General features: G+C 66.1%; 18 protein-coding genes. 10 read left to right on the forward strand and 8 right to left on the reverse strand.

The features are described from left to right. Positions 1–13: 13 nt before the first annotated feature. The gene (locus tag GU927_RS10425) at positions 14–1,243 is read left to right on the forward strand and encodes an FAD-dependent monooxygenase (RefSeq protein ID WP_161762371.1); all 1,230 of its coding nucleotides are present in this window, start codon (positions 14–16) and stop codon (positions 1,241–1,243) included. Between the two features lie 52 nt (positions 1,244–1,295). Here GU927_RS10425 and GU927_RS10430 read toward each other — a convergent pair whose 3' ends face one another. From GU927_RS10430 to trxA, 3 genes are read right to left on the reverse strand one after another with little or no spacing between them, the layout of a single operon-like run. Continuing rightward, the gene (locus tag GU927_RS10430) at positions 1,296–1,478 is read right to left on the reverse strand and encodes a Trm112 family protein (protein ID WP_161762372.1); all 183 of its coding nucleotides are present in this window, start codon (positions 1,476–1,478) and stop codon (positions 1,296–1,298) included. Continuing rightward, a complete protein-coding gene (locus tag GU927_RS10435; RefSeq protein ID WP_161762373.1) occupies positions 1,475–2,119 on the reverse strand; it encodes an LON peptidase substrate-binding domain-containing protein in 645 nt (214 codons plus the stop codon). Before GU927_RS10435 ends, GU927_RS10430 begins: the two co-directional genes overlap by 4 nt. Positions 2,120–2,146: 27 nt before the next feature. After that, positions 2,147–3,049, reverse strand: a complete 903-nt coding sequence (trxA, locus tag GU927_RS10440) for a thioredoxin (protein WP_161762443.1) — start codon at positions 3,047–3,049, stop codon at positions 2,147–2,149. Positions 3,050–3,180: 131 nt separating this feature from the next. Here trxA and GU927_RS10445 point away from each other — a divergent pair, with 131 nt between their 5' ends. From GU927_RS10445 to GU927_RS10470, 6 genes are all read left to right on the forward strand, one after another. Then, on the forward strand, positions 3,181–3,819 hold the full coding sequence (locus GU927_RS10445) for an SGNH/GDSL hydrolase family protein (protein ID WP_161762374.1): 639 nt from the start codon (positions 3,181–3,183) through the stop codon (positions 3,817–3,819). 34 nt (positions 3,820–3,853) lie between these two features. Then, positions 3,854–4,414 (forward strand): dTDP-4-dehydrorhamnose 3,5-epimerase, encoded by a 561-nt coding sequence (gene rfbC / locus GU927_RS10450; protein WP_161762375.1) that lies wholly within the window; start codon positions 3,854–3,856, stop codon positions 4,412–4,414. Further along, complete coding sequence (gene rfbB / locus GU927_RS10455; RefSeq protein WP_161762376.1) at positions 4,411–5,451, forward strand: dTDP-glucose 4,6-dehydratase; 1,041 nt, start codon at positions 4,411–4,413, stop codon at positions 5,449–5,451. The genes rfbC and rfbB overlap by 4 nt, the downstream gene beginning before the upstream one ends. Further along, entirely contained in the window at positions 5,448–6,302 is an 855-nt protein-coding gene (rfbD, locus tag GU927_RS10460) for a dTDP-4-dehydrorhamnose reductase (RefSeq protein ID WP_161762377.1), read from the forward strand. Before rfbB ends, rfbD begins: the two co-directional genes overlap by 4 nt. Next, positions 6,299–7,174 (forward strand): glucose-1-phosphate thymidylyltransferase RfbA, encoded by an 876-nt coding sequence (gene rfbA / locus GU927_RS10465; protein WP_161762378.1) that lies wholly within the window; start codon positions 6,299–6,301, stop codon positions 7,172–7,174. The genes rfbD and rfbA overlap by 4 nt, the downstream gene beginning before the upstream one ends. Positions 7,175–7,280: 106 nt before the next feature. Continuing rightward, positions 7,281–7,472, forward strand: a complete 192-nt coding sequence (locus GU927_RS10470; protein WP_161762379.1) for a hypothetical protein — start codon at positions 7,281–7,283, stop codon at positions 7,470–7,472. A 251-nt stretch (positions 7,473–7,723) separates the two neighbouring features. On the opposite strand, the gene GU927_RS10475 is transcribed toward GU927_RS10470, so the two are convergent. The 5 genes from GU927_RS10475 to GU927_RS10495 are packed head-to-tail and all read right to left on the reverse strand — an operon-like array spanning position 7,724 to position 13,622. Continuing rightward, complete coding sequence (locus tag GU927_RS10475) at positions 7,724–7,960, reverse strand: formate dehydrogenase subunit delta (protein WP_161762380.1); 237 nt, start codon at positions 7,958–7,960, stop codon at positions 7,724–7,726. Then, complete coding sequence (gene fdhD / locus GU927_RS10480) at positions 7,950–8,753, reverse strand: formate dehydrogenase accessory sulfurtransferase FdhD (protein ID WP_394357669.1); 804 nt, start codon at positions 8,751–8,753, stop codon at positions 7,950–7,952. Before fdhD ends, GU927_RS10475 begins: the two co-directional genes overlap by 11 nt. Then, positions 8,750–11,626: a formate dehydrogenase subunit alpha gene (gene fdhF / locus GU927_RS10485; RefSeq protein WP_161762382.1), complete on the reverse strand. Its 2,877-nt coding sequence runs from the start codon at positions 11,624–11,626 to the stop codon at positions 8,750–8,752. The genes fdhD and fdhF overlap by 4 nt, the downstream gene beginning before the upstream one ends. Beyond that, positions 11,623–13,152 carry a formate dehydrogenase beta subunit gene (locus tag GU927_RS10490; protein ID WP_161762383.1) on the reverse strand — a complete coding sequence of 510 codons (1,530 nt, stop codon included), beginning with the start codon at positions 13,150–13,152 and terminating at the stop codon, positions 11,623–11,625. Before GU927_RS10490 ends, fdhF begins: the two co-directional genes overlap by 4 nt. Then, a complete protein-coding gene (locus GU927_RS10495) occupies positions 13,152–13,622 on the reverse strand; it encodes a formate dehydrogenase subunit gamma (RefSeq protein WP_161762384.1) in 471 nt (156 codons plus the stop codon). The genes GU927_RS10490 and GU927_RS10495 overlap by 1 nt, the downstream gene beginning before the upstream one ends. A 200-nt stretch (positions 13,623–13,822) precedes the next feature. Here GU927_RS10495 and GU927_RS10500 point away from each other — a divergent pair, with 200 nt between their 5' ends. From GU927_RS10500 to GU927_RS10510, 3 genes are all read left to right on the forward strand, one after another. Then, the gene (locus GU927_RS10500; protein WP_161762385.1) at positions 13,823–14,725 is read left to right on the forward strand and encodes a D-amino acid aminotransferase; all 903 of its coding nucleotides are present in this window, start codon (positions 13,823–13,825) and stop codon (positions 14,723–14,725) included. Between the two features lie 70 nt (positions 14,726–14,795). After that, positions 14,796–15,512, forward strand: a complete 717-nt coding sequence (locus GU927_RS10505; protein WP_161762444.1) for a sulfotransferase-like domain-containing protein — start codon at positions 14,796–14,798, stop codon at positions 15,510–15,512. Positions 15,513–15,591: 79 nt separating this feature from the next. Next, a complete protein-coding gene (locus GU927_RS10510; protein WP_161762386.1) occupies positions 15,592–16,785 on the forward strand; it encodes a phytanoyl-CoA dioxygenase family protein in 1,194 nt (397 codons plus the stop codon). Positions 16,786–16,832 lie beyond the last annotated feature (47 nt).

Consider the following 16,832-nt stretch of genomic DNA (forward strand, 5'->3'; position numbering starts at 1 on the left):
CCATATTCGCCCCATGATGCCCGATACCGATATCCTGATCGCCGGAGGCGGCCTGAACGGCCCCGCGCTGGCCCTTGCGCTGGCCCAAGGCGGGCTGCGCGTCACCGTGATCGACGCCCGCCCCGCCCCCGCCCGCGCCGAGGCGGGCTTTGACGGCCGCGCCTATGCACTCGCCATCGCCTCGCGCCGCCTGCTGTCCATGATCGGGATCTGGCAGGCCGTGGGGGACAAGGCCCAGCCCATCCACCGCATCAAGGCATCGGACGGGCTGGCGGGTCAGGGCCCCGCGCCCTTCTTCCTGACCTTCGACGCGGCAGAGATCGAGGAAGGCCCGATGGGATTCCTGCTGGAGGACCGCCACCTCTACGCGGCCTTCCTTGCCGCGATGGAGGCTGACCCGAACATCACGCTCCTGTCGGGGGAAACCGTCACCGACCAGACCGTCACCCCCGACCGCGTCACCGTCACCCTCGCCAGCGGCAAGGCGCTGTCGGCCCGCCTGCTGATCGGCTGCGACGGGCGCGGCAGCGGCACCGCCACCCGCGCGGGCATCCGCCGCGTGGGCTGGGGCTATGGCCAGACCGCCCTTGTCACCGCGATCCGGCATGAGAAGGACCACGAAGGCACCGCGCACCAGTTCTTCATGCCCGAAGGCCCGCTGGCGATCCTGCCGCTGAAGGGCGGCCACCATTCCAGCATCGTGTGGAGCGAGACGGACGCCAACGCCGCCCGCATCCATGCCCTGCCCGATGACCAGTATCTTGCCGCCCTGCGCCCCCGCTTCGGCGATTTCCTCGGGCAGATCGAACTGGCGGGCGACCGCTTCACCTATCCGCTGTCGCTGTCGCTGGCCGAACGCTTTGTCGCGGCGCGCGTGGCGCTGGTAGGGGATGCGGCGCATGGCGTGCATCCGATCGCAGGGCAGGGGCTGAACCTCGGCCTGCGGGACGTGGCGGCACTGGCACAGGTGGTGATCGAATCCGCCCGGCGGGGCGAGGATATCGGCAGCCCCGTGACGCTGGATGCCTATCAACGCTGGCGCAGGTTCGATTCCACCGCGCTGGCGCTGGGGATGGATACGGTCAACCGGCTGTTTTCCAACGACAACCCCATCCTGCGCGCGGGGCGCGACCTTGGGCTGGGGATCGTCAACGCCATGCCGGGCCTGCGCCGCCGTTTCATCCGGCAGGCGGCGGGCTTGCAGGGCGACCTGCCGCGCCTGCTGGCGGGGAAGGCGATCTAGCCTCGCTTGCCTTTGGTCGGGGCGACAGCCTCGGCCAAGGCGACAATCCGGATCAATCCAGCGGCCGCGCCTCGCCCACCAACATGATCGGGATCCCGTCGCGGATCGGAAAGGCCAGATGCGCGGCCTTCGACACCAGTTCCTGCCGCTCGGCGTCATAGGTCAGCACCGCCTGCGTCACGGGGCAGACCAGCGCCTCCAGCATCCGGCGGTCGAACACTGTCGCGTCCGTCATTGCATCACCTCTTCCCCCGACCCGCCGCGCAGGGCGAATTCGATCAGCGTCACCAAAGTCTCGCGCCGCGTGGTCAGCGACGGCGCCTCGAGCAGCGCCTGCTTGTCCTCGGGGCCGAACGGGCACAGCATCGACAGCGAGTTGATCAACAACTCCGTCTCAGCCTCTTTCAGGCTGGACCAGTCGGTCGACAGGTTCTGCGCCGCGAAATACCGCCCCAGCAGCGCCAGAAACTCCTCGCGCCGGAAGCCCGCATCTTCCTCGACCGGCCCCAGATCGCGCCCGAACCCCGCCCAATCCACAGTGCAACGGCGATAGGGGGTGAACCCAGTCACCTCCTCCTTCACGCGGAACCGGGAAATACCGGCCAGCGTGATCATATACCTCCCGTCCTCGGTTTCCGAAAACCCCGTCAGACGCCCCGCACAGCCGATGGCATTCAGCCGCTTTTCCGCCGTCCCCGGCACCTCGCGCGGCTGGATCATGCCGATCAGCCGGTGCTTGGTCTTCAGGCAATCCTCGATCATCGCCAGATAACGCGGCTCGAAGATATGCAGGGGCAGACGGCCACGCGGCAAGAGCAGCGCCCCGGGCAGCGGAAAGACAGGGATCGTCTCGGGCAGGTCAGCGGCTTTGATCATGTCGGGTCAGGTAGCCCGCCCCGCGCATCAGGCAAATATCATCGACGACAGGCGGCGACGGCCTTTCAGCGCCACGGGGTCCGTGGGCTTCAGCGCCTCGAAGATCGTTATCAGTTGCGCCTTGGCGGCACCATCGTTCCATTCGCGGTCCAGCTTGAACAGATCGAGCAGCACATCCACCGCCTCGTCCACCTTGCCCGCCGCGTGCAGCGCGGTCGCCAGATCGAACCGCGCCTGACGGTCCTGCGGATCGGCCTCGACCGCCGCGCGCAATTCCTGCTCCGGCCCCGCATTGGCGGCCTGCTTGGCCAGTTCGAGCTGCGCCCGCGCGGCCTCGACCTCTTTCGCCTTGGCGATGGCGGCGGGGGCGGCGTCCAGCATCGCCTCGGCCTGATCGAACTGCCCCAGCGCAAGGTGGCAGCGCACCAACCCGCCATAGGCCGCCGCATTCTCGGCCTCTTCGCCAAGGATCGCGGCAAAGGTTTCGGCGGCATCCGTCACCGCGCCCTCGGCCAGCATCTGCTCGGCCGCCTCGATCGCCTCGGCCAGACCGCCGTCACCGGCAAGGGCCGACAGCTTGTCGACGAATTTCTTGATCTCGGATGGCGGCACCGCGCCCTGGAAGCCGTCCACCGGCTGGCCCTGCCAGAAGGCATAGACGGTGGGGATCGACTGGATGCGCAACTGCGCCGCGACCATCTGGTTCTGGTCCACATCGATCTTGACCATCCGCACCTTGCCGCCCGCCGCCTTCACCGCCGCCTCCAGCGCGGGGCCCAGCGTCTTGCACGGGCCGCACCACGGCGCCCAGAAATCGACGATCACGGGAACCTCGCGGCTCGCCTCGATCACGTCCTGCATGAAGGTCGCCTCGGTGCCGTCCTTGACCAGATCACCCTGCGGCGCCGTCTTTTCGCCCATCCCGAACATCGCATTCCTCATCAGGCATATCTTTGGCCCCTATATGCGCGCGGGTGGACAAAAGGCCAAGGGGGCAAACCTGCTTTACCTGTGCCGCACACGGCCCTAGCCTTGCGCGCGATACGACACCGGAGACACCCATGCCCGTCCTGCTGACCTATGGCGACAGCAACACCCACGGCACACCGCCCATCATCGACCGCCGCGAATACCGCCGCTTCGGTCCGGGCGTCCGCTGGCCCACGGTGGCGCAGGCCGAACTGGGCACAGGCTGGGACCTGGCGGAAGAGGGGCTTCCCGGCCGCACCGCGCAATATGACGACCCCGTCATGGGGGCGCATATGAACGGCCGTGTGGGGCTGCGGATCGCGCTGCAGACACATGGCCCCATCGACGTGATGACGCTGATGCTGGGCACCAACGACGTCAAGACCCGCTTCGCCGCCACGCCCGAAGACGTGGTGGCAGGGGTCGCGGGCCTTCTGGATGTCGCCACATCGCTGGAATACCAGGATCGCCACGGCGGGTTCAAAATCCTGCTCATCTGCCCCCCGCCCGTGGTCGAGGTCGGCCCCATCGCCGCCGAATTCTGGGGCGGTGCCGCGCGGTCGCAGGCCCTGCCCCCGCTCTATGAAGCCTTGGCACGCTCGCGCGGCGTTGGGTTCCTCGACGCGGGCAAGGTCATTTCCGTCAGCCCCCTCGACGGCGTGCATTATGACGAAACCGCCCATGCCGCCCTTGGCAAGGCTGTCGCTGCAGCCATCCGCGCGCTGGTCTGACCCCGTCCCTTTGCGAGTGTGAATCGAGACCCCCATGCAGATCGAACAGACGGCCCTTTCCGGCGTCCTCATCCTGACGCCGCGACGTTTTGGCGATGACCGCGGCTGGTTCACCGAAACCTGGAATGCCGCCCGCATGGCGGCGGCAGGGCTGGACCTGCCCTTCGTGCAGGACAACCATTCCTTCTCTGCTCAGGCAGGCACCCTGCGCGGCCTGCACTACCAGTCGCCCCCCCGCGCGCAGGACAAGCTGGTGCGCTGCACGCGCGGCGCGATCCGCGACGCGGTGGTGGATGCGCGGCGCGGGTCGCCCTCGTACGGGCAGTGGGTCGCGGTTGACCTGACCGCCGAGAATGGCCGCCAGATCCTTGTTCCCAAAGGTTTCCTGCACGGCTTCGTCACCCTGACACCGGATACCGAGGTGCAATACAAATGCACCGACACCTATTCCCCCGACCATGACGGCGGCGTCCGCTGGGATAGTTGCGGCATCGACTGGGGCCTGACCGCGCCGCCGGTCCTGTCGGCCAAGGACACCACCGCCCCCGCCTTTGCCGACTGGCAAAGCCCCTTCACATGGGGGGACGCGGCATGAAACTCCTCGTCACCGGTGGTGCGGGATTCATCGGGTCTGCCGTGGTGCGGCTGGCCGTTTCGCGCGGGCACCATGTCGTCAATCTCGATGCGCTGACCTATGCCGCCTGCCTCGACAACGTGGCCCCCGTCGCCACTTCCCCCCTCTATGCTTTCGAACAGGCCGACATCCGCGACCGCGCCGCACTCGACCGCATCCTTGCACAGCATGACCCCGACGCGATCATGCACCTGGCCGCCGAAAGCCATGTCGACCGGTCCATCGACGGCCCCGGCACCTTCATCGACACCAACGTGACCGGCACCTATACCCTGCTGGAGGCCACCCGCGCCTTCTGGACGCGCAAGGGAAAACCCGGAACCTTCCGCTTTCACCACATCTCGACGGATGAGGTGTTCGGCTCCCTCGGCCCCACCGGCAAGTTCACCGAAGAAACCCCCTACGACCCGCGCAGCCCCTATTCCGCATCAAAGGCGGCGTCAGACCACCTCGTCCGCGCCTGGCACGAAACCTATGGGCTGCCGGTCGTGCTGACCAACTGCTCCAACAATTATGGCCCCTACCACTTCCCCGAAAAGCTGATCCCCGTCGTGATCCTGAACGCCTTGGCGGGCAAGCCCATCCCCGTCTATGGCAAGGGCGAGAATGTCCGCGACTGGCTGTATGTCGAAGACCACGCCGACGCCCTGCTGACCGTGCTGGAACGCGGCCAGACCGGCCGCAGCTACAATATCGGGGGCGAGAACGAGGCGACCAACCTCGACATCGTCCGCACCCTCTGCGCCCTCTTGGACGAGATGCACCCCGACACCGCCCCGCATGACCGCCTGATCACCTTCGTCACCGACCGGCCCGGCCACGACCTGCGCTATGCCATCGATCCGGCCCGCGTCCGCGGCGAACTGGGCTGGCGCCCGTCTGTCACCTTGCAGGAAGGGCTCCGCCGCACCGTCCGCTGGTATCTGGATAACGAACCATGGTGGCGCGCCCTGCAATCGCGGGCGGGCGTGGGCGAAAGGCTGGGGGTCAAGGCATGAGGCTCCTGGTCTTCGGCCAGACCGGACAGGTCGCCCGCGAACTGGCCCGCCGCCTGCCGCCCGATGTCACCGCCACCTTCCTGTCCCGCAGCGACGCCGACCTGATGCAGCCCGCCACCTGCGCCGCCGCCATCACCGCGCGCGACATGGACGCCGTCATCAACGCCGCCGCATGGACCGCCGTCGACAAGGCCGAGTCCGAGGAAACCGCCGCCACCACCGTCAACGGCGACAGCCCCGCCGCCATGGCCCGCGCCTGCGCCGCCAAGGGTGTGCCTTTCCTTCACATTTCAACCGATTACGTCTTTGACGGCAGGGGCGACACCCCCTTCGCCCCCGACCACCCCACCGCGCCCCTGAACGCCTATGGCCGCTCCAAACTGGCGGGCGAAACCGCCATCCGCGCCAGCGGCGCGCGGCACCTGATCCTGCGGACAAGCTGGGTCGTCTCCGCCCACGGGACGAATTTCTTGCGCACCATGCTCCGCCTCGGCGCGGAACGGCCGTCGCTGAACGTGGTCGCGGACCAGCACGGCGCCCCCACCCCCGCCGCCGCCATCGCAGACGCCCTGCTGACCGCCACCCGCGCCATGACCCAAGGCGCGGCGGGCGGCACGCACCACTTCGCCGGAACGCCCGACACGACATGGGCCGACTTCGCCCGCGCCATCATGGCAGGCGCCGGATTGCCCTGCGATATCAACGATATCCCCACCAGCGCCTACCCCACCCCCGCCGCGCGACCCGCAAACTCGCGCCTTGACTGTTCCACCTTCACCCGTGACTTCGGCATCCCCCGCCCCGACTGGCGGGCACATCTTGCCGGAATATTGCAGGAGCTTCGCACATGACCGACCGCAAGGGCATCATCCTCGCCGGTGGCTCCGGCACGCGGCTTTGGCCCATCACCATGGGCGTGTCGAAACAGCTCCTGCCGCTCTATGACAAGCCGATGATCTATTACCCGCTGTCGGTCCTGATGCTGGGCGGGATCCGCGATATCGCCATCATCACCACGCCGGAAGATCAGGCGCAATTCCAACGGCTTATGGGCGATGGCAGCCAGTGGGGCCTGTCCTTCACATGGATCGTCCAACCCTCACCCGACGGTCTTGCCCAGGCCTACATCCTCGCCCGTGATTTCCTGAACGGCGCGCCCTCGGCAATGGTCCTTGGCGACAACATCTTCTTCGGCCACGGCCTGCCCGAAACGCTCGCCGCTGCCGATGCGCGGGTCACGGGCGGCACCGTCTTCGGCTATCGCGTGGCCGATCCGGAACGCTATGGCGTGGTGGATTTCGCCCCCGACGGCACCGTCCGTACCATCGTGGAAAAGCCCGCCAACCCGCCGTCGAACTATGCCGTCACCGGCCTCTACTACCTCGACGGACGCGCGCCGGAACTGGCGCAATCCATCCGCCCCTCGCCGCGCGGAGAGCTGGAAATCGTTGATCTGCTTGAGAAATACCGCGCCGAAGGCGCGCTGTCGGTTGAACGCATGGGGCGGGGATTTGCGTGGCTGGACACCGGCACCCATGGCTCGCTTCTGGATGCGGGGAACTTCGTGCGGACCCTGACCGACCGGCAGGGGCTTCAGGTGGGCTCGCCGGACGAGATTGCCTTCCGCGCGGGCTTCATCACCCGCGATGACCTGCTGCGGCGGGCCGAAATCTTCCGCAAGAACGACTACGGGCGTTATCTGCTTGGAATCGCGTCGGAATGATACATGCAAAATAGATGATGCATTACGCCCGTTCTGCGCTACGCTTGCGCTAACGGGCCAATGATTCAAGACCGATGGCCCACCCTTTGGGAGGAGGGTTCCGGCAATGAACAAGCTCATCGCAGTCGTCTGTGTCATCTCGTGGTCAGGTTTCTGGGCCTTCGGCTATCTGGCGCTGTCTGCCGACATCACGGATCAAGCACAGATGGTGACCGCAGGATTTCTGGCCTTTGCCGGCTTCCTGACGGGGATGTTCACCTATATGCGCCTGTCCCGCGACATCCCCCTAAACCACTGAGGGCGCTGGCTTAATCGCCGCCTCCTCACCGAAACGCCCGTCCGTTTCCCGTGCAGACGGCCGTACCGCAGGCTGTGCATACGCACGCCAGCCAAAGCAGCCGTTAACCACGGGCGCGACTCAGCACGCCCCTTCATCTCGGCCAAAATACTCTCGGGGGGTGAATGGCCGCCCATGGGCGGCCAGAGGGGGCGGAACGCCCCCTGCCACGAAAGGCAAAGACGTGCGGGCGGAACGCCCGCTCTGCCGGATCAGACGGTTTCCGCCACGGGCCGCTTGATGGTCTGTGCCGCCTCGAGCACGAGCGGACGCAGGCCCGCGCCGCCGGCATCGACCACCTCGAAGAAATGCCGCCGCATGCGGGGTTCCCAGAAGTCGTTGATATGCGCCGCGATGCCCGCCACGCCCTCGGCATGGGGTTTCGATTCGAAGAATTTGGAAATCTGGTTGGCCATGTAGACCAGTTTCTCGTGCGGGTTACCGGACATGGGCTGTCTCCGTCAGTCGGTCGGAATGGGTGAAGACCTCGAACCGGTCGGGCCGGGCAAGGGCGATCAGGGTCAGACCCGCCTCGTCGGCAAGGTCCACGGCATGGGCGGTCGGGGCCGACACGGCGATCAGGATCGGCGCGCCAAGGGCGCAGACCTTCTGCACCATGTCGATGGACACGCGGCTGGTCAGCACCACCGCGCCCTGCGGATAGCCCGCGCGGATCACATGCCCCGCCAGCTTGTCCAGCGCATTGTGCCGCCCGACATCCTCGCGCGCGGCGACCAGCCCTTCGGGCGTCCAGTAGGCGGCGCAATGGGCGGCGCGGGTATAGTCGTGCAGCGGCTGGCGGTCGGTCAGCGAGGCCACGGCGCGCATCACCTGCGCGGGCGTCATGCGGAAGGGTGACGGCGCGATCTGCGCCACGGGGCGCATGGCCTGTTCGATGCTGTCGATCCCGCAGAGGCCACAGCCCACCGGCCCCGCCATCGTACGGCGGCGCGCGGCAAGGGATTGCGCCACATCCTCGGCCACCCAGACCTGCACATCGACACCGTCGCCCGCAGGCACGATATCGACGCTATCGATCTGGTCCGGCCGCGCGATGCCTTCGGTCAGGGCAAAGCCATAGGCGAAGTCGGTCAGGTCGGCAGGCGTTGCCATCATCACCGCCTGCGTCGACCCGTTGAAGGTCAGCGCGACCGCCACCTCTTCGGGCAGGGGCCGCGACCCCTGCTCGATCCCGCCGGAGCCGAAGCTCAGGCGGGGAAGGCGGCGCGCCGTCTCCATCACTCGGCTGCCAGAATGCGGCGCGAGGCTTCGGCCTGTGCGGCGTATTCCTCCTGCCATTCGGTCGGGCCGTTCGAGGGCGATACCTGCACCGCCGTCACCTTGTATTCCGGACAGTTGGTCGCCCAGTCCGAGAAGTCGGTGGTGATGACGTTGGCCTGCGTCGTCGGGTGGTGGAAGGTCGTGTAGACCACACCGGGCGACACGCGATCCGTGATCTTGGCCCGCAGCGAGGTTTCCCCCGAGCGGCTGGCCAGTTTCACGAATTGCCCGTCACGCACGCCGCGCACTTCGGCGTCATGCGGGTGAATTTCCAGCACATCCTCGTCATGCCAGACCACGTTGTCGGTCCGCCGCGTCTGCGCGCCCACATTGTACTGCGACAGGATGCGCCCCGTGGTGAGCAGGAGCGGGAAGCGCGATCCCGTCTTTTCATCCGTGGCCACATATTCGGTGCGAATCAGCTTGCCCTTGCCGCGCACGAAACCGTCGATATGCATCAAGGGCGTGCCTTCGGGCGCCTTTTCGTTGCAGGGCCACTGGACGGAGCCCATTTCTTCCAGCTTTTCATAGCTGACGCCCGCGAAGGACGGGGTCAGCATGGCGATCTCGTCCATGATCTGGGACGGGTGGGTATAGGCCCAGTTCGCCCCCATGGCCTGCGCGAACATCTGGGTGACTTCCCAGTCGGCATAGCCCTGACGCGGCGCCATCACCTTGCGCACGCGGTTGATGCGGCGTTCGGCGTTGGTGAAGGTGCCGTCCTTTTCCAGGAAGGATGACCCGGGGAAGAAGACGTGGGCGTAGTTCGCGGTTTCGTTCAGGAACAGGTCGTGGACGATCACGCAATCCATCGCGGCAAGGCCGGCGGCGACGTGTTTGGTGTCGGGGTCGGATTGCAGGATGTCTTCGCCCTGGCAATACAGGCCCTTGAACGTACCTTCCACGGCGGCGTCCAGCATGTTGGGGATGCGCAGGCCCGGTTCGTTGTCGATCTGCACGCCCCAGAGCGATTCGAAGACTTCGCGGACGCTGTCGTTCTTCACATGGCGATAGCCCGGCAGTTCATGCGGGAAGGACCCCATGTCGCAGGAACCCTGCACGTTGTTCTGCCCGCGCAGCGGGTTCACGCCCACGCCGGGGCGGCCGATGTTGCCGGTCAGCATGGCAAGGTTGGCGATGCCGATGACGGTGGTGGACCCCTGAGAGTGTTCCGTCACGCCGAGGCCATAGTAGATCGCCCCGTTGCCGCCCTTGGCATAGAGGCGGGCGGCGGCGCGGAGTTCGTCGGCCTTCACGCCGGTCAGGAACTGCGTCGCTTCCGGCGAGTGGCGGGGGTCGGACACGAATTCGGCATAGTCTTGGAATTCATCCCAGTCGCAGCGGGTGCGGACGAATTCCTCGTCGAACAGGCCTTCGGTGACGATCACATGGGCCAGTGCCGTGACCACGGCCACGTTGGTGCCCGGAGTCAGTTGCAGGTGATGCGCGGCCTTGATGTGGGCGCTGTCGACAAGGTCGATCCGGCGCGGGTCGACCACGATCAGCTTTGCGCCCTTGCGCAGCCGCTTTTTCAGGCGGCTGGCAAAGACCGGGTGGCCGTCGGTCGGGTTCGCGCCGATCAGGATGACGACATCGGTTTCTTCCACCGAGTCGAAGTCCTGCGTGCCGGCGCTGGTGCCGAAGGTCTGGCCCAGCCCGTAACCGGTGGGCGAATGGCAGACGCGGGCGCAGGTGTCGGTGTTGTTGTTGCGGAACACCGCGCGGGTCAGCTTCTGGACGAGATAGGCTTCTTCATTCGTGCAGCGGGACGAGGTGATGACGCCCACCGAATGACGGCCATGCTTGGCGATGATGCCCTTCATGCGGTTCGAGGCAAACTCCATCGCCTCGGCCCAGGACACCTCTTTCCACGGGTCGTTGATCGAGTCGCGGATCATCGGCGACAGGATGCGGTCCTTGTGGGCGGCGTAGCCATAGGCGAAGCGGCCCTTGACGCAGCTATGGCCGCGGTTGGCCTTGCCGTGCTTGTAGGGGACCATGCGGACCAGCTCGTCGCCGCGCATCTCGGCCTTGAAGGAACAGCCGACGCCGCAATAGGCGCAGGTGGTGATGACGGAGCGTTCGGGCGTGCCGATCTCGATCACCGATTTTTCCTGCAGGGTGCCGGTCGGGCAGGCCTGCACGCAGGCGCCGCAGGAGACGCAGTCCGACGACAGGAAGTTGTCACCCGCCATCCCAGCCGACACGCGGCTGCCGAAGCCGCGGCCTTCGATCGTCAGGGCGAAGGTGCCCTGCACCTCTTCGCAGGCGCGGACGCAGCGGGAGCAGACGATGCATTTCGCGGGGTCGTAGGTGAAATAGGGGTTGGAGTCGTCCTTGGCGATCCAGTTCGGGTTCACCTCGCCGCTGGTATTGCGGACCTCGAAGTGGTTTTCGCCCTTTTCATAGCGCACATCGCGCAGGCCGACGGCCCCCGCCATGTCCTGCAACTCGCAATCACCATTGGCCGCACAGGTCAGGCAGTCCAGCGGGTGGTCCGAAATGTAAAGCTCCATCACGCCACGGCGGAGTTGCTTCAATTTGGCGTTCTGGGTGTGGACCTTCAGACCCGGCGCGACGGGCGTGGTGCAGGAGGCAGGGGTGCCTGCGCGGCCTTCGATTTCCACAAGGCACAGGCGGCAGGAGCCGAAGGCGTCGATGCTGTCGGTGGCGCAGAGCTTGGGGACCGAGATGCCGATTTCCGCCGCGGCGCGCATGATGGACGTGCCTGCGGGAACGGTGACGTCGAAGCCGTCGATGGTCAGCGTGACCATCTCCTTCGCCTTGGAGGCGGGGGTGCCAAAGTCGCGGTCGGGGATGATGAAGTCTTTCATTCGGCGGCCTCTTTCATCGCGGGGGCGAAGTCGTCGGGGAAGTGGGTCAGCGCGGACATCACCGGATAGGGGGTGAAGCCGCCCAGCGCGCAGAGCGAGCCGGATTTCATCGTGTTGCAGAGGTCCGTCAGCAGCGGGATCGCGCCCGTATCGCCCTTGGCGATGCGGTCCACCGTTTCCACGCCACGCACCGCGCCGATGCGGCAGGGGGTGCATTTGCCGCAGGATTCGATGGCGCAGAATTCCATCGCAAAGCGCGCCTGTTTCAGCATGTCGGCCGAGTCGTCGAACACGACCAGACCGGCATGGCCGATCAGACCTTCCTTGGCGCCGAATTCCTCATAGCCGAAGGGGGTGTCGAAGAGCGCGCGCGGAAAATAGGCGCCCAGCGGGCCGCCCACCTGCACCGCCTTGACGGGGCGACCGGAGGCCGTGCCGCCGCCGATGCTATCAACGATCTCGCCCAGCGTCAGACCGAAGGCGACCTCGAACAGACCGCCGAACTTCACGTTCCCCGCGATCTGCAGCGGGATCGTACCGCGCGACCGGCCAAGGCCGAAATCCTTGTAGAAGGCTGCGCCGCGTTCAAAGATCACCGGTACGGTGGCCAGTGAAATCACGTTGTTCACCACCGTGGGCTTGCCCATGAAGCCCTGCAGCGCGGGCAGCGGCGGCTTGGCGCGGACCGTGCCGCGCTTGCCTTCCAGCGAATTCAAGAGCGACGTCTCCTCGCCGCAGACATAGGCGCCAGCGCCGGTGCGGATTTCCATGTCGAAGGCCTTGCCGGAGCCCAGCACCGACGCGCCCAGCACGCCCGCCTTGCGGGCGATTTCCACCGCCGCCGTCATCACCTCGATCGCGTCGGGATATTCGGAGCGCAGATAGACGAAGCCCTTGGTCGCCCCCGTGCCGATCCCGGCAATCGCCATGCCTTCGATCAGGGTGAAGGGGTCGCCTTCCATCAGCATCCGGTCAGCAAAGGTGCCACTGTCACCCTCGTCCGCATTGCAGACGATGTATTTGCGGTCGGCCTTCGCCTCGGCCACGGTTTTCCACTTGATGCCGGTGGGGAAGCCCGCACCACCACGGCCACGCAGGCCGCTTTCGGTGACTTCGGCCACGATGGCTGCGCTGTCCATGGCCAGCGCGCGGCGCAGGCCCACCAGACCGCCATGCGCCTCGTAATCCGACAGCGACAGCGGGTCGATCACGCCCACGCGGGCAAAGGTCAGGCGCGTCTGCTTCGCCATCCACGGCAGGGCATCCGTCAGGCCCAGCGCCTTTGGGTGGTTTTTCAGGTCGGCCAGCAGTGCGGGAACTTCGGCAGCGGTCATGGGACCGAAGGCAACGCGCCCCTCGGGCGTTTCCACCTCGACCAGCGGTTCCAGCCAGACCATGCCGCGCGATCCGTTGCGGACCAGATCGACCGTCACGCCGCGCCTTGCGGCCTCGGCCAGAACGGCAGCCGCCACCTCGTCGGCACCCAGTCCACGGGCCGCCGCGTCACGGGGAACATAGACCTTCATCAACGCACCCCCTCTATGATCGCATCAAGCCGCGCCTCGTCCACGCGACCCACCACCTTGCCATCGACCAGCGCGGCGGGCGCACAGGCGCAAAGCCCAAGGCAGAACACCGGTTCCAGCGTGATCTGACCGTCCTTGGTCGTCTCGTGCCATTCGATGCCCAGACGGTCCTGCGCGTGTTTCGCCACGCGGTCGCCGCCCATCGCCTGACAGGCCTCGGCCCGACACAACTTCAGGACATGCCGTCCCGCCGGATCCTCGCGGAAATCGTGGTAGAAGGACATGACGCCATGCACCTCGGCCCGCGTCAGGTTCAGCCGCTTGGCAATGACGGGCAGCGCGTCGCGCGGCACATAGCCATAGGCGTGCTGGATGGCGTGCAGGATCGGCAGCAGCGACCCCTCCATCCCCTCATGCGCGTCGAGGATTTCCCCCACCCGCGCGGCGATTTCGGTGCTGGTCTGCGTCATCGGCGGCCTCTTTGGTAGCTGGCTATGGGCATACGCGGTTTGATAGGGAATTCAATATCAAATTCCCGTTGTTTGATAGACACGATCTATCAATCCACCCGTTTCGCCCGTGGGCTGTCAGCCCCGCCAGACAGTCCACGCGCCCCCTTCACCTTCGCCGCCGCCGCCCTTACCGTGGCCGCAGCGAACAGGGGACCAGAATGACCGACCACGTTTCCACCCATGCGGCGGAAGAGGACATCCGCAACGAAAGCATCCTCATCTATGTCAACGGACGCATTGTCCCGAAACGGGATGCCCTGATCTCGGTCTATGATTCCGGCTTCATGCTGGGCGACGGGGTGTGGGAGGGGATCAGGCTCTATAACGGCAAATGGGCCTTCATCACCGAACACATGGACCGTTTGTACGAGGCGGCAAAGGCCATCGACCTCGACATCGGGATGACGAAGGACGAAATGATCGCCGCCGTGCTGGACACGCAGGCCGCGAACGGGATGGAAACCGATGCCCATTGCCGCCTGATGGTCACGCGGGGGATCAAGACCCGCCCCTTCCAGAACCCGCGCCTGTCGCAGCAGGGGCCGACCGTCGCCATCATCATGGAACACTCGCGCCCGAAACTGCCGCGCCCCATCACGCTGGCCACCGTGCCGCATCTGCGCGGCCTGCCCATGACGCAAGACCCCAAGCTGAACAGCCATTCCAAGCTGAACTGCATCCTTGCCTGCATCGCCGCGCAAAAGGCCGGCGCGGACGAGGCGCTGATGCTCGACATCCACGGCTTCGTGAACACGACCAACGCCTGCAACTTCTTCATCGTCCGCAAGGGCGAGGTGTGGACCAGCACGGGCGACTACTGCATGAACGGCATCACGCGGGGCAAGGTGATCCAGCTTTGCCGTGAAAACGGTATCCCGGTCTATGAACGCAACTTCTCGCTGGTGGACACCTATGGCGCGGACGAGGCGTTCCTGACCGGCACCTTCGGCGCGCAGACGCCGGTCGGCGTGATCGACGGGCGGCAAATCGGGACGGGGCAGATGGGGCCGATGACAGAACGGCTGCGCGGTCTTTACAAGGCGCTTGTTGCGCGGTCCTGAGCGACCGTTCGCTGCGTATGTACAGTTTGCGGCACGGTTTGCGGCACAACGTCCGGTACAGGGAATGACGATGAAGATAGCGATGTGGTCCGGCCCCCGGAACCTGTCTACCGCGATGATGTATTCCTTCGCCGCGCGGGGCGATTGCGCGGTCTGGGACGAACCCTTCTACGCGGCCTATCTGGCGAAAACGGGCATCGACCACCCGATGCGCGACGCCATCATCGCCGCCCATGACGCCGATCCCGCGTCCGTCGCCGCCGCCTGCACCGGCGCGGTGCCAGACGGGAAAGACGTGCATTATCAAAAGCATATGACGCTGCACATGATCCCCGAATTCGACCGGGGCTTCATGCGCGACCTGACCAACGTCTTCCTGATCCGCCACCCCGCCCGCGTCGTGGCCAGCTATTCCCAGAAGCGCGAGGCGCCGACGCTGGCCGATATCGGCTTTGTCCAGCAGGCCGAACTGTTCGATCAGGTGGCGGGCTGGTCGGGCCGGACGCCCATCGTGATCGACAGCGCCGACATCCGCGCCAACCCGCGGGAATCGCTGGAAAAACTCTGCGCCGCGCTGGGGATTGCCTTCACCGCGAACATGCTGTCATGGCCCGCCGGACCCAAACCCTATGACGGCGTCTGGGCACCGCACTGGTACAACGCCGTCCACGCCTCTACCGGCTTTGGCGAGGCGGAGGGGCCGCTTCCCACCCTGCCCGCCGAATACGCCCCGCTCGTGGAACAGGCTTTGCCGCATTATCAACGGCTTGCACGGTTCAAGCTTTGACGGGAAACCGTCAGGGCGGGCCTTGCCGGACGGCGTGCGACGGCGCAAACTCCCCTTAACCAGCATCGGGGAGGATGCCATGCTCAACCGTTCCACCGCCGCCGCGCGCGCGGCCCGTGTCTATCTGCGCGCCGAGGATTGCCGTGTCGAGGATCTTGCAACCCTCTGCGCGCAAACGGTTTCCCTGTCGGATTATCCCTTTGCGGCAGATGTGCAGAAAAACATCCCCGTCTACGACTGCCCCGCGCTCCTGCCCGCGCTGGCCGACCCCGACGACCGCCGCGCGCTGATGGCCGAATGGGCAGAGGCGATGCTGACCGGCCCCGGCGTGGTGGTGCTGAAACGCGCCGAACCCGACCTTGCCATGCTGGACGAGGCGACCGCCCTGTTCTTCCGCCTGATCGAGGAGCAAAACCGCGCAGGCACCGGCGGGGGCGACCATTTCGCGAAACCGGGCGCGAATGACCGGCTGTGGAATTCCTTGGAAAAACATTGCCTTGCGGACCCCGCGAACTTTGCCCGCTATTACGCCAACCCCTTCCTTGCCGCGATATCAGAGGCATGGCTTGGCCCGCATTACCAGATCACGGCGCAACTGAACGTGGTCAATCCCGGCGGCGCGGCGCAGTCGCCGCATCGCGACTACCACCTCGGCTTTCAATCCGCGGCGCAGATCGAACGCTATCCGCGCCATGTGCAACTGCTGTCCCCCGCCCTGACGCTGCAAGGGGCCATCGCCCATGTGGACGCCACGGTGGAAACCGGCCCGACCCAGCTTCTTCCCTTTTCCCAAGCCTATGACGCGGGCTACCTCGCCATGAACCGCCCCGATTTCCGCGCCTATTTCGCGGAAAATTATGTGCAGCTTCCGCTGGAAAAGGGCGACATGCTGTTCTTCTCACCCGCCCTGCTGCACGCCGCAGGCACCAACCGCAGCGCGGATATCCGGCGGATGGTGAACCTGTTTCAGGTGTCGTCCGCCTATGGCCGCGCGATGGAAACGGTGGACCGTACGCGGATGACCAAGGCGCTCTATCCCGTTCTTCTTGCTGCGAAAAACGACGGCAGCCTCACCCAAACCCAGATCGCCAACGCCATCGCCGCCTCTGCCGAAGGCTACAGCTTCCCCACCAACCTCGACCGCGACCCGCCCTTGGGCGGCATGGCCCCCAAGACGCAGGCGGCTCTGGTGGCCGAGGCGCTGTCGGGCGACTGGGACGCAGACAGGCTGAACGCGGCGCTGGATGATCAGGCGGCGAAAAAGCTGGCCTGAAATGAAAAGGGCGGGCCGAAGCCCGCCCGAATTCAAGGGGTTACGGC

Origin of the sequence: Paragemmobacter amnigenus (genome assembly GCF_009908265.2) — a bacterium.
In the GTDB taxonomy this organism is placed as follows: Bacteria; Pseudomonadota; Alphaproteobacteria; order Rhodobacterales; family Rhodobacteraceae; genus Paragemmobacter; species Paragemmobacter amnigenus.

What these genes read in the sequence shown, in the direction of transcription:
- rfbB (WP_161762376.1), top strand. Translation starts at nt 4,411, where the DNA reads ATGAAACTCCTCGTCACCGGTGGTGCGGGATTCATCGGGTCTGCCGTG.
- GU927_RS10425 (WP_161762371.1), top strand. Translation starts at nt 14, where the DNA reads ATGATGCCCGATACCGATATCCTGATCGCCGGAGGCGGCCTGAACGGC.
- GU927_RS10490 (WP_161762383.1), bottom strand. Translation starts at nt 13,152, where the DNA reads ATGAAGGTCTATGTTCCCCGTGACGCGGCGGCCCGTGGACTGGGTGCC.
- GU927_RS10435 (WP_161762373.1), bottom strand. Translation starts at nt 2,119, where the DNA reads ATGATCAAAGCCGCTGACCTGCCCGAGACGATCCCTGTCTTTCCGCTG.
- fdhF (WP_161762382.1), bottom strand. Translation starts at nt 11,626, where the DNA reads ATGAAAGACTTCATCATCCCCGACCGCGACTTTGGCACCCCCGCCTCC.
- GU927_RS10475 (WP_161762380.1), bottom strand. Translation starts at nt 7,960, where the DNA reads ATGTCCGGTAACCCGCACGAGAAACTGGTCTACATGGCCAACCAGATT.
- rfbC (WP_161762375.1), top strand. Translation starts at nt 3,854, where the DNA reads ATGCAGATCGAACAGACGGCCCTTTCCGGCGTCCTCATCCTGACGCCG.
- GU927_RS10505 (WP_161762444.1), top strand. Translation starts at nt 14,796, where the DNA reads ATGAAGATAGCGATGTGGTCCGGCCCCCGGAACCTGTCTACCGCGATG.
- GU927_RS10430 (WP_161762372.1), bottom strand. Translation starts at nt 1,478, where the DNA reads ATGACGGACGCGACAGTGTTCGACCGCCGGATGCTGGAGGCGCTGGTC.
- GU927_RS10470 (WP_161762379.1), top strand. Translation starts at nt 7,281, where the DNA reads ATGAACAAGCTCATCGCAGTCGTCTGTGTCATCTCGTGGTCAGGTTTC.
- rfbA (WP_161762378.1), top strand. Translation starts at nt 6,299, where the DNA reads ATGACCGACCGCAAGGGCATCATCCTCGCCGGTGGCTCCGGCACGCGG.
- GU927_RS10495 (WP_161762384.1), bottom strand. Translation starts at nt 13,622, where the DNA reads ATGACGCAGACCAGCACCGAAATCGCCGCGCGGGTGGGGGAAATCCTC.
- GU927_RS10510 (WP_161762386.1), top strand. Translation starts at nt 15,592, where the DNA reads ATGCTCAACCGTTCCACCGCCGCCGCGCGCGCGGCCCGTGTCTATCTG.
- rfbD (WP_161762377.1), top strand. Translation starts at nt 5,448, where the DNA reads ATGAGGCTCCTGGTCTTCGGCCAGACCGGACAGGTCGCCCGCGAACTG.
- trxA (WP_161762443.1), bottom strand. Translation starts at nt 3,049, where the DNA reads ATGTTCGGGATGGGCGAAAAGACGGCGCCGCAGGGTGATCTGGTCAAG.
- GU927_RS10500 (WP_161762385.1), top strand. Translation starts at nt 13,823, where the DNA reads ATGACCGACCACGTTTCCACCCATGCGGCGGAAGAGGACATCCGCAAC.
- GU927_RS10445 (WP_161762374.1), top strand. Translation starts at nt 3,181, where the DNA reads ATGCCCGTCCTGCTGACCTATGGCGACAGCAACACCCACGGCACACCG.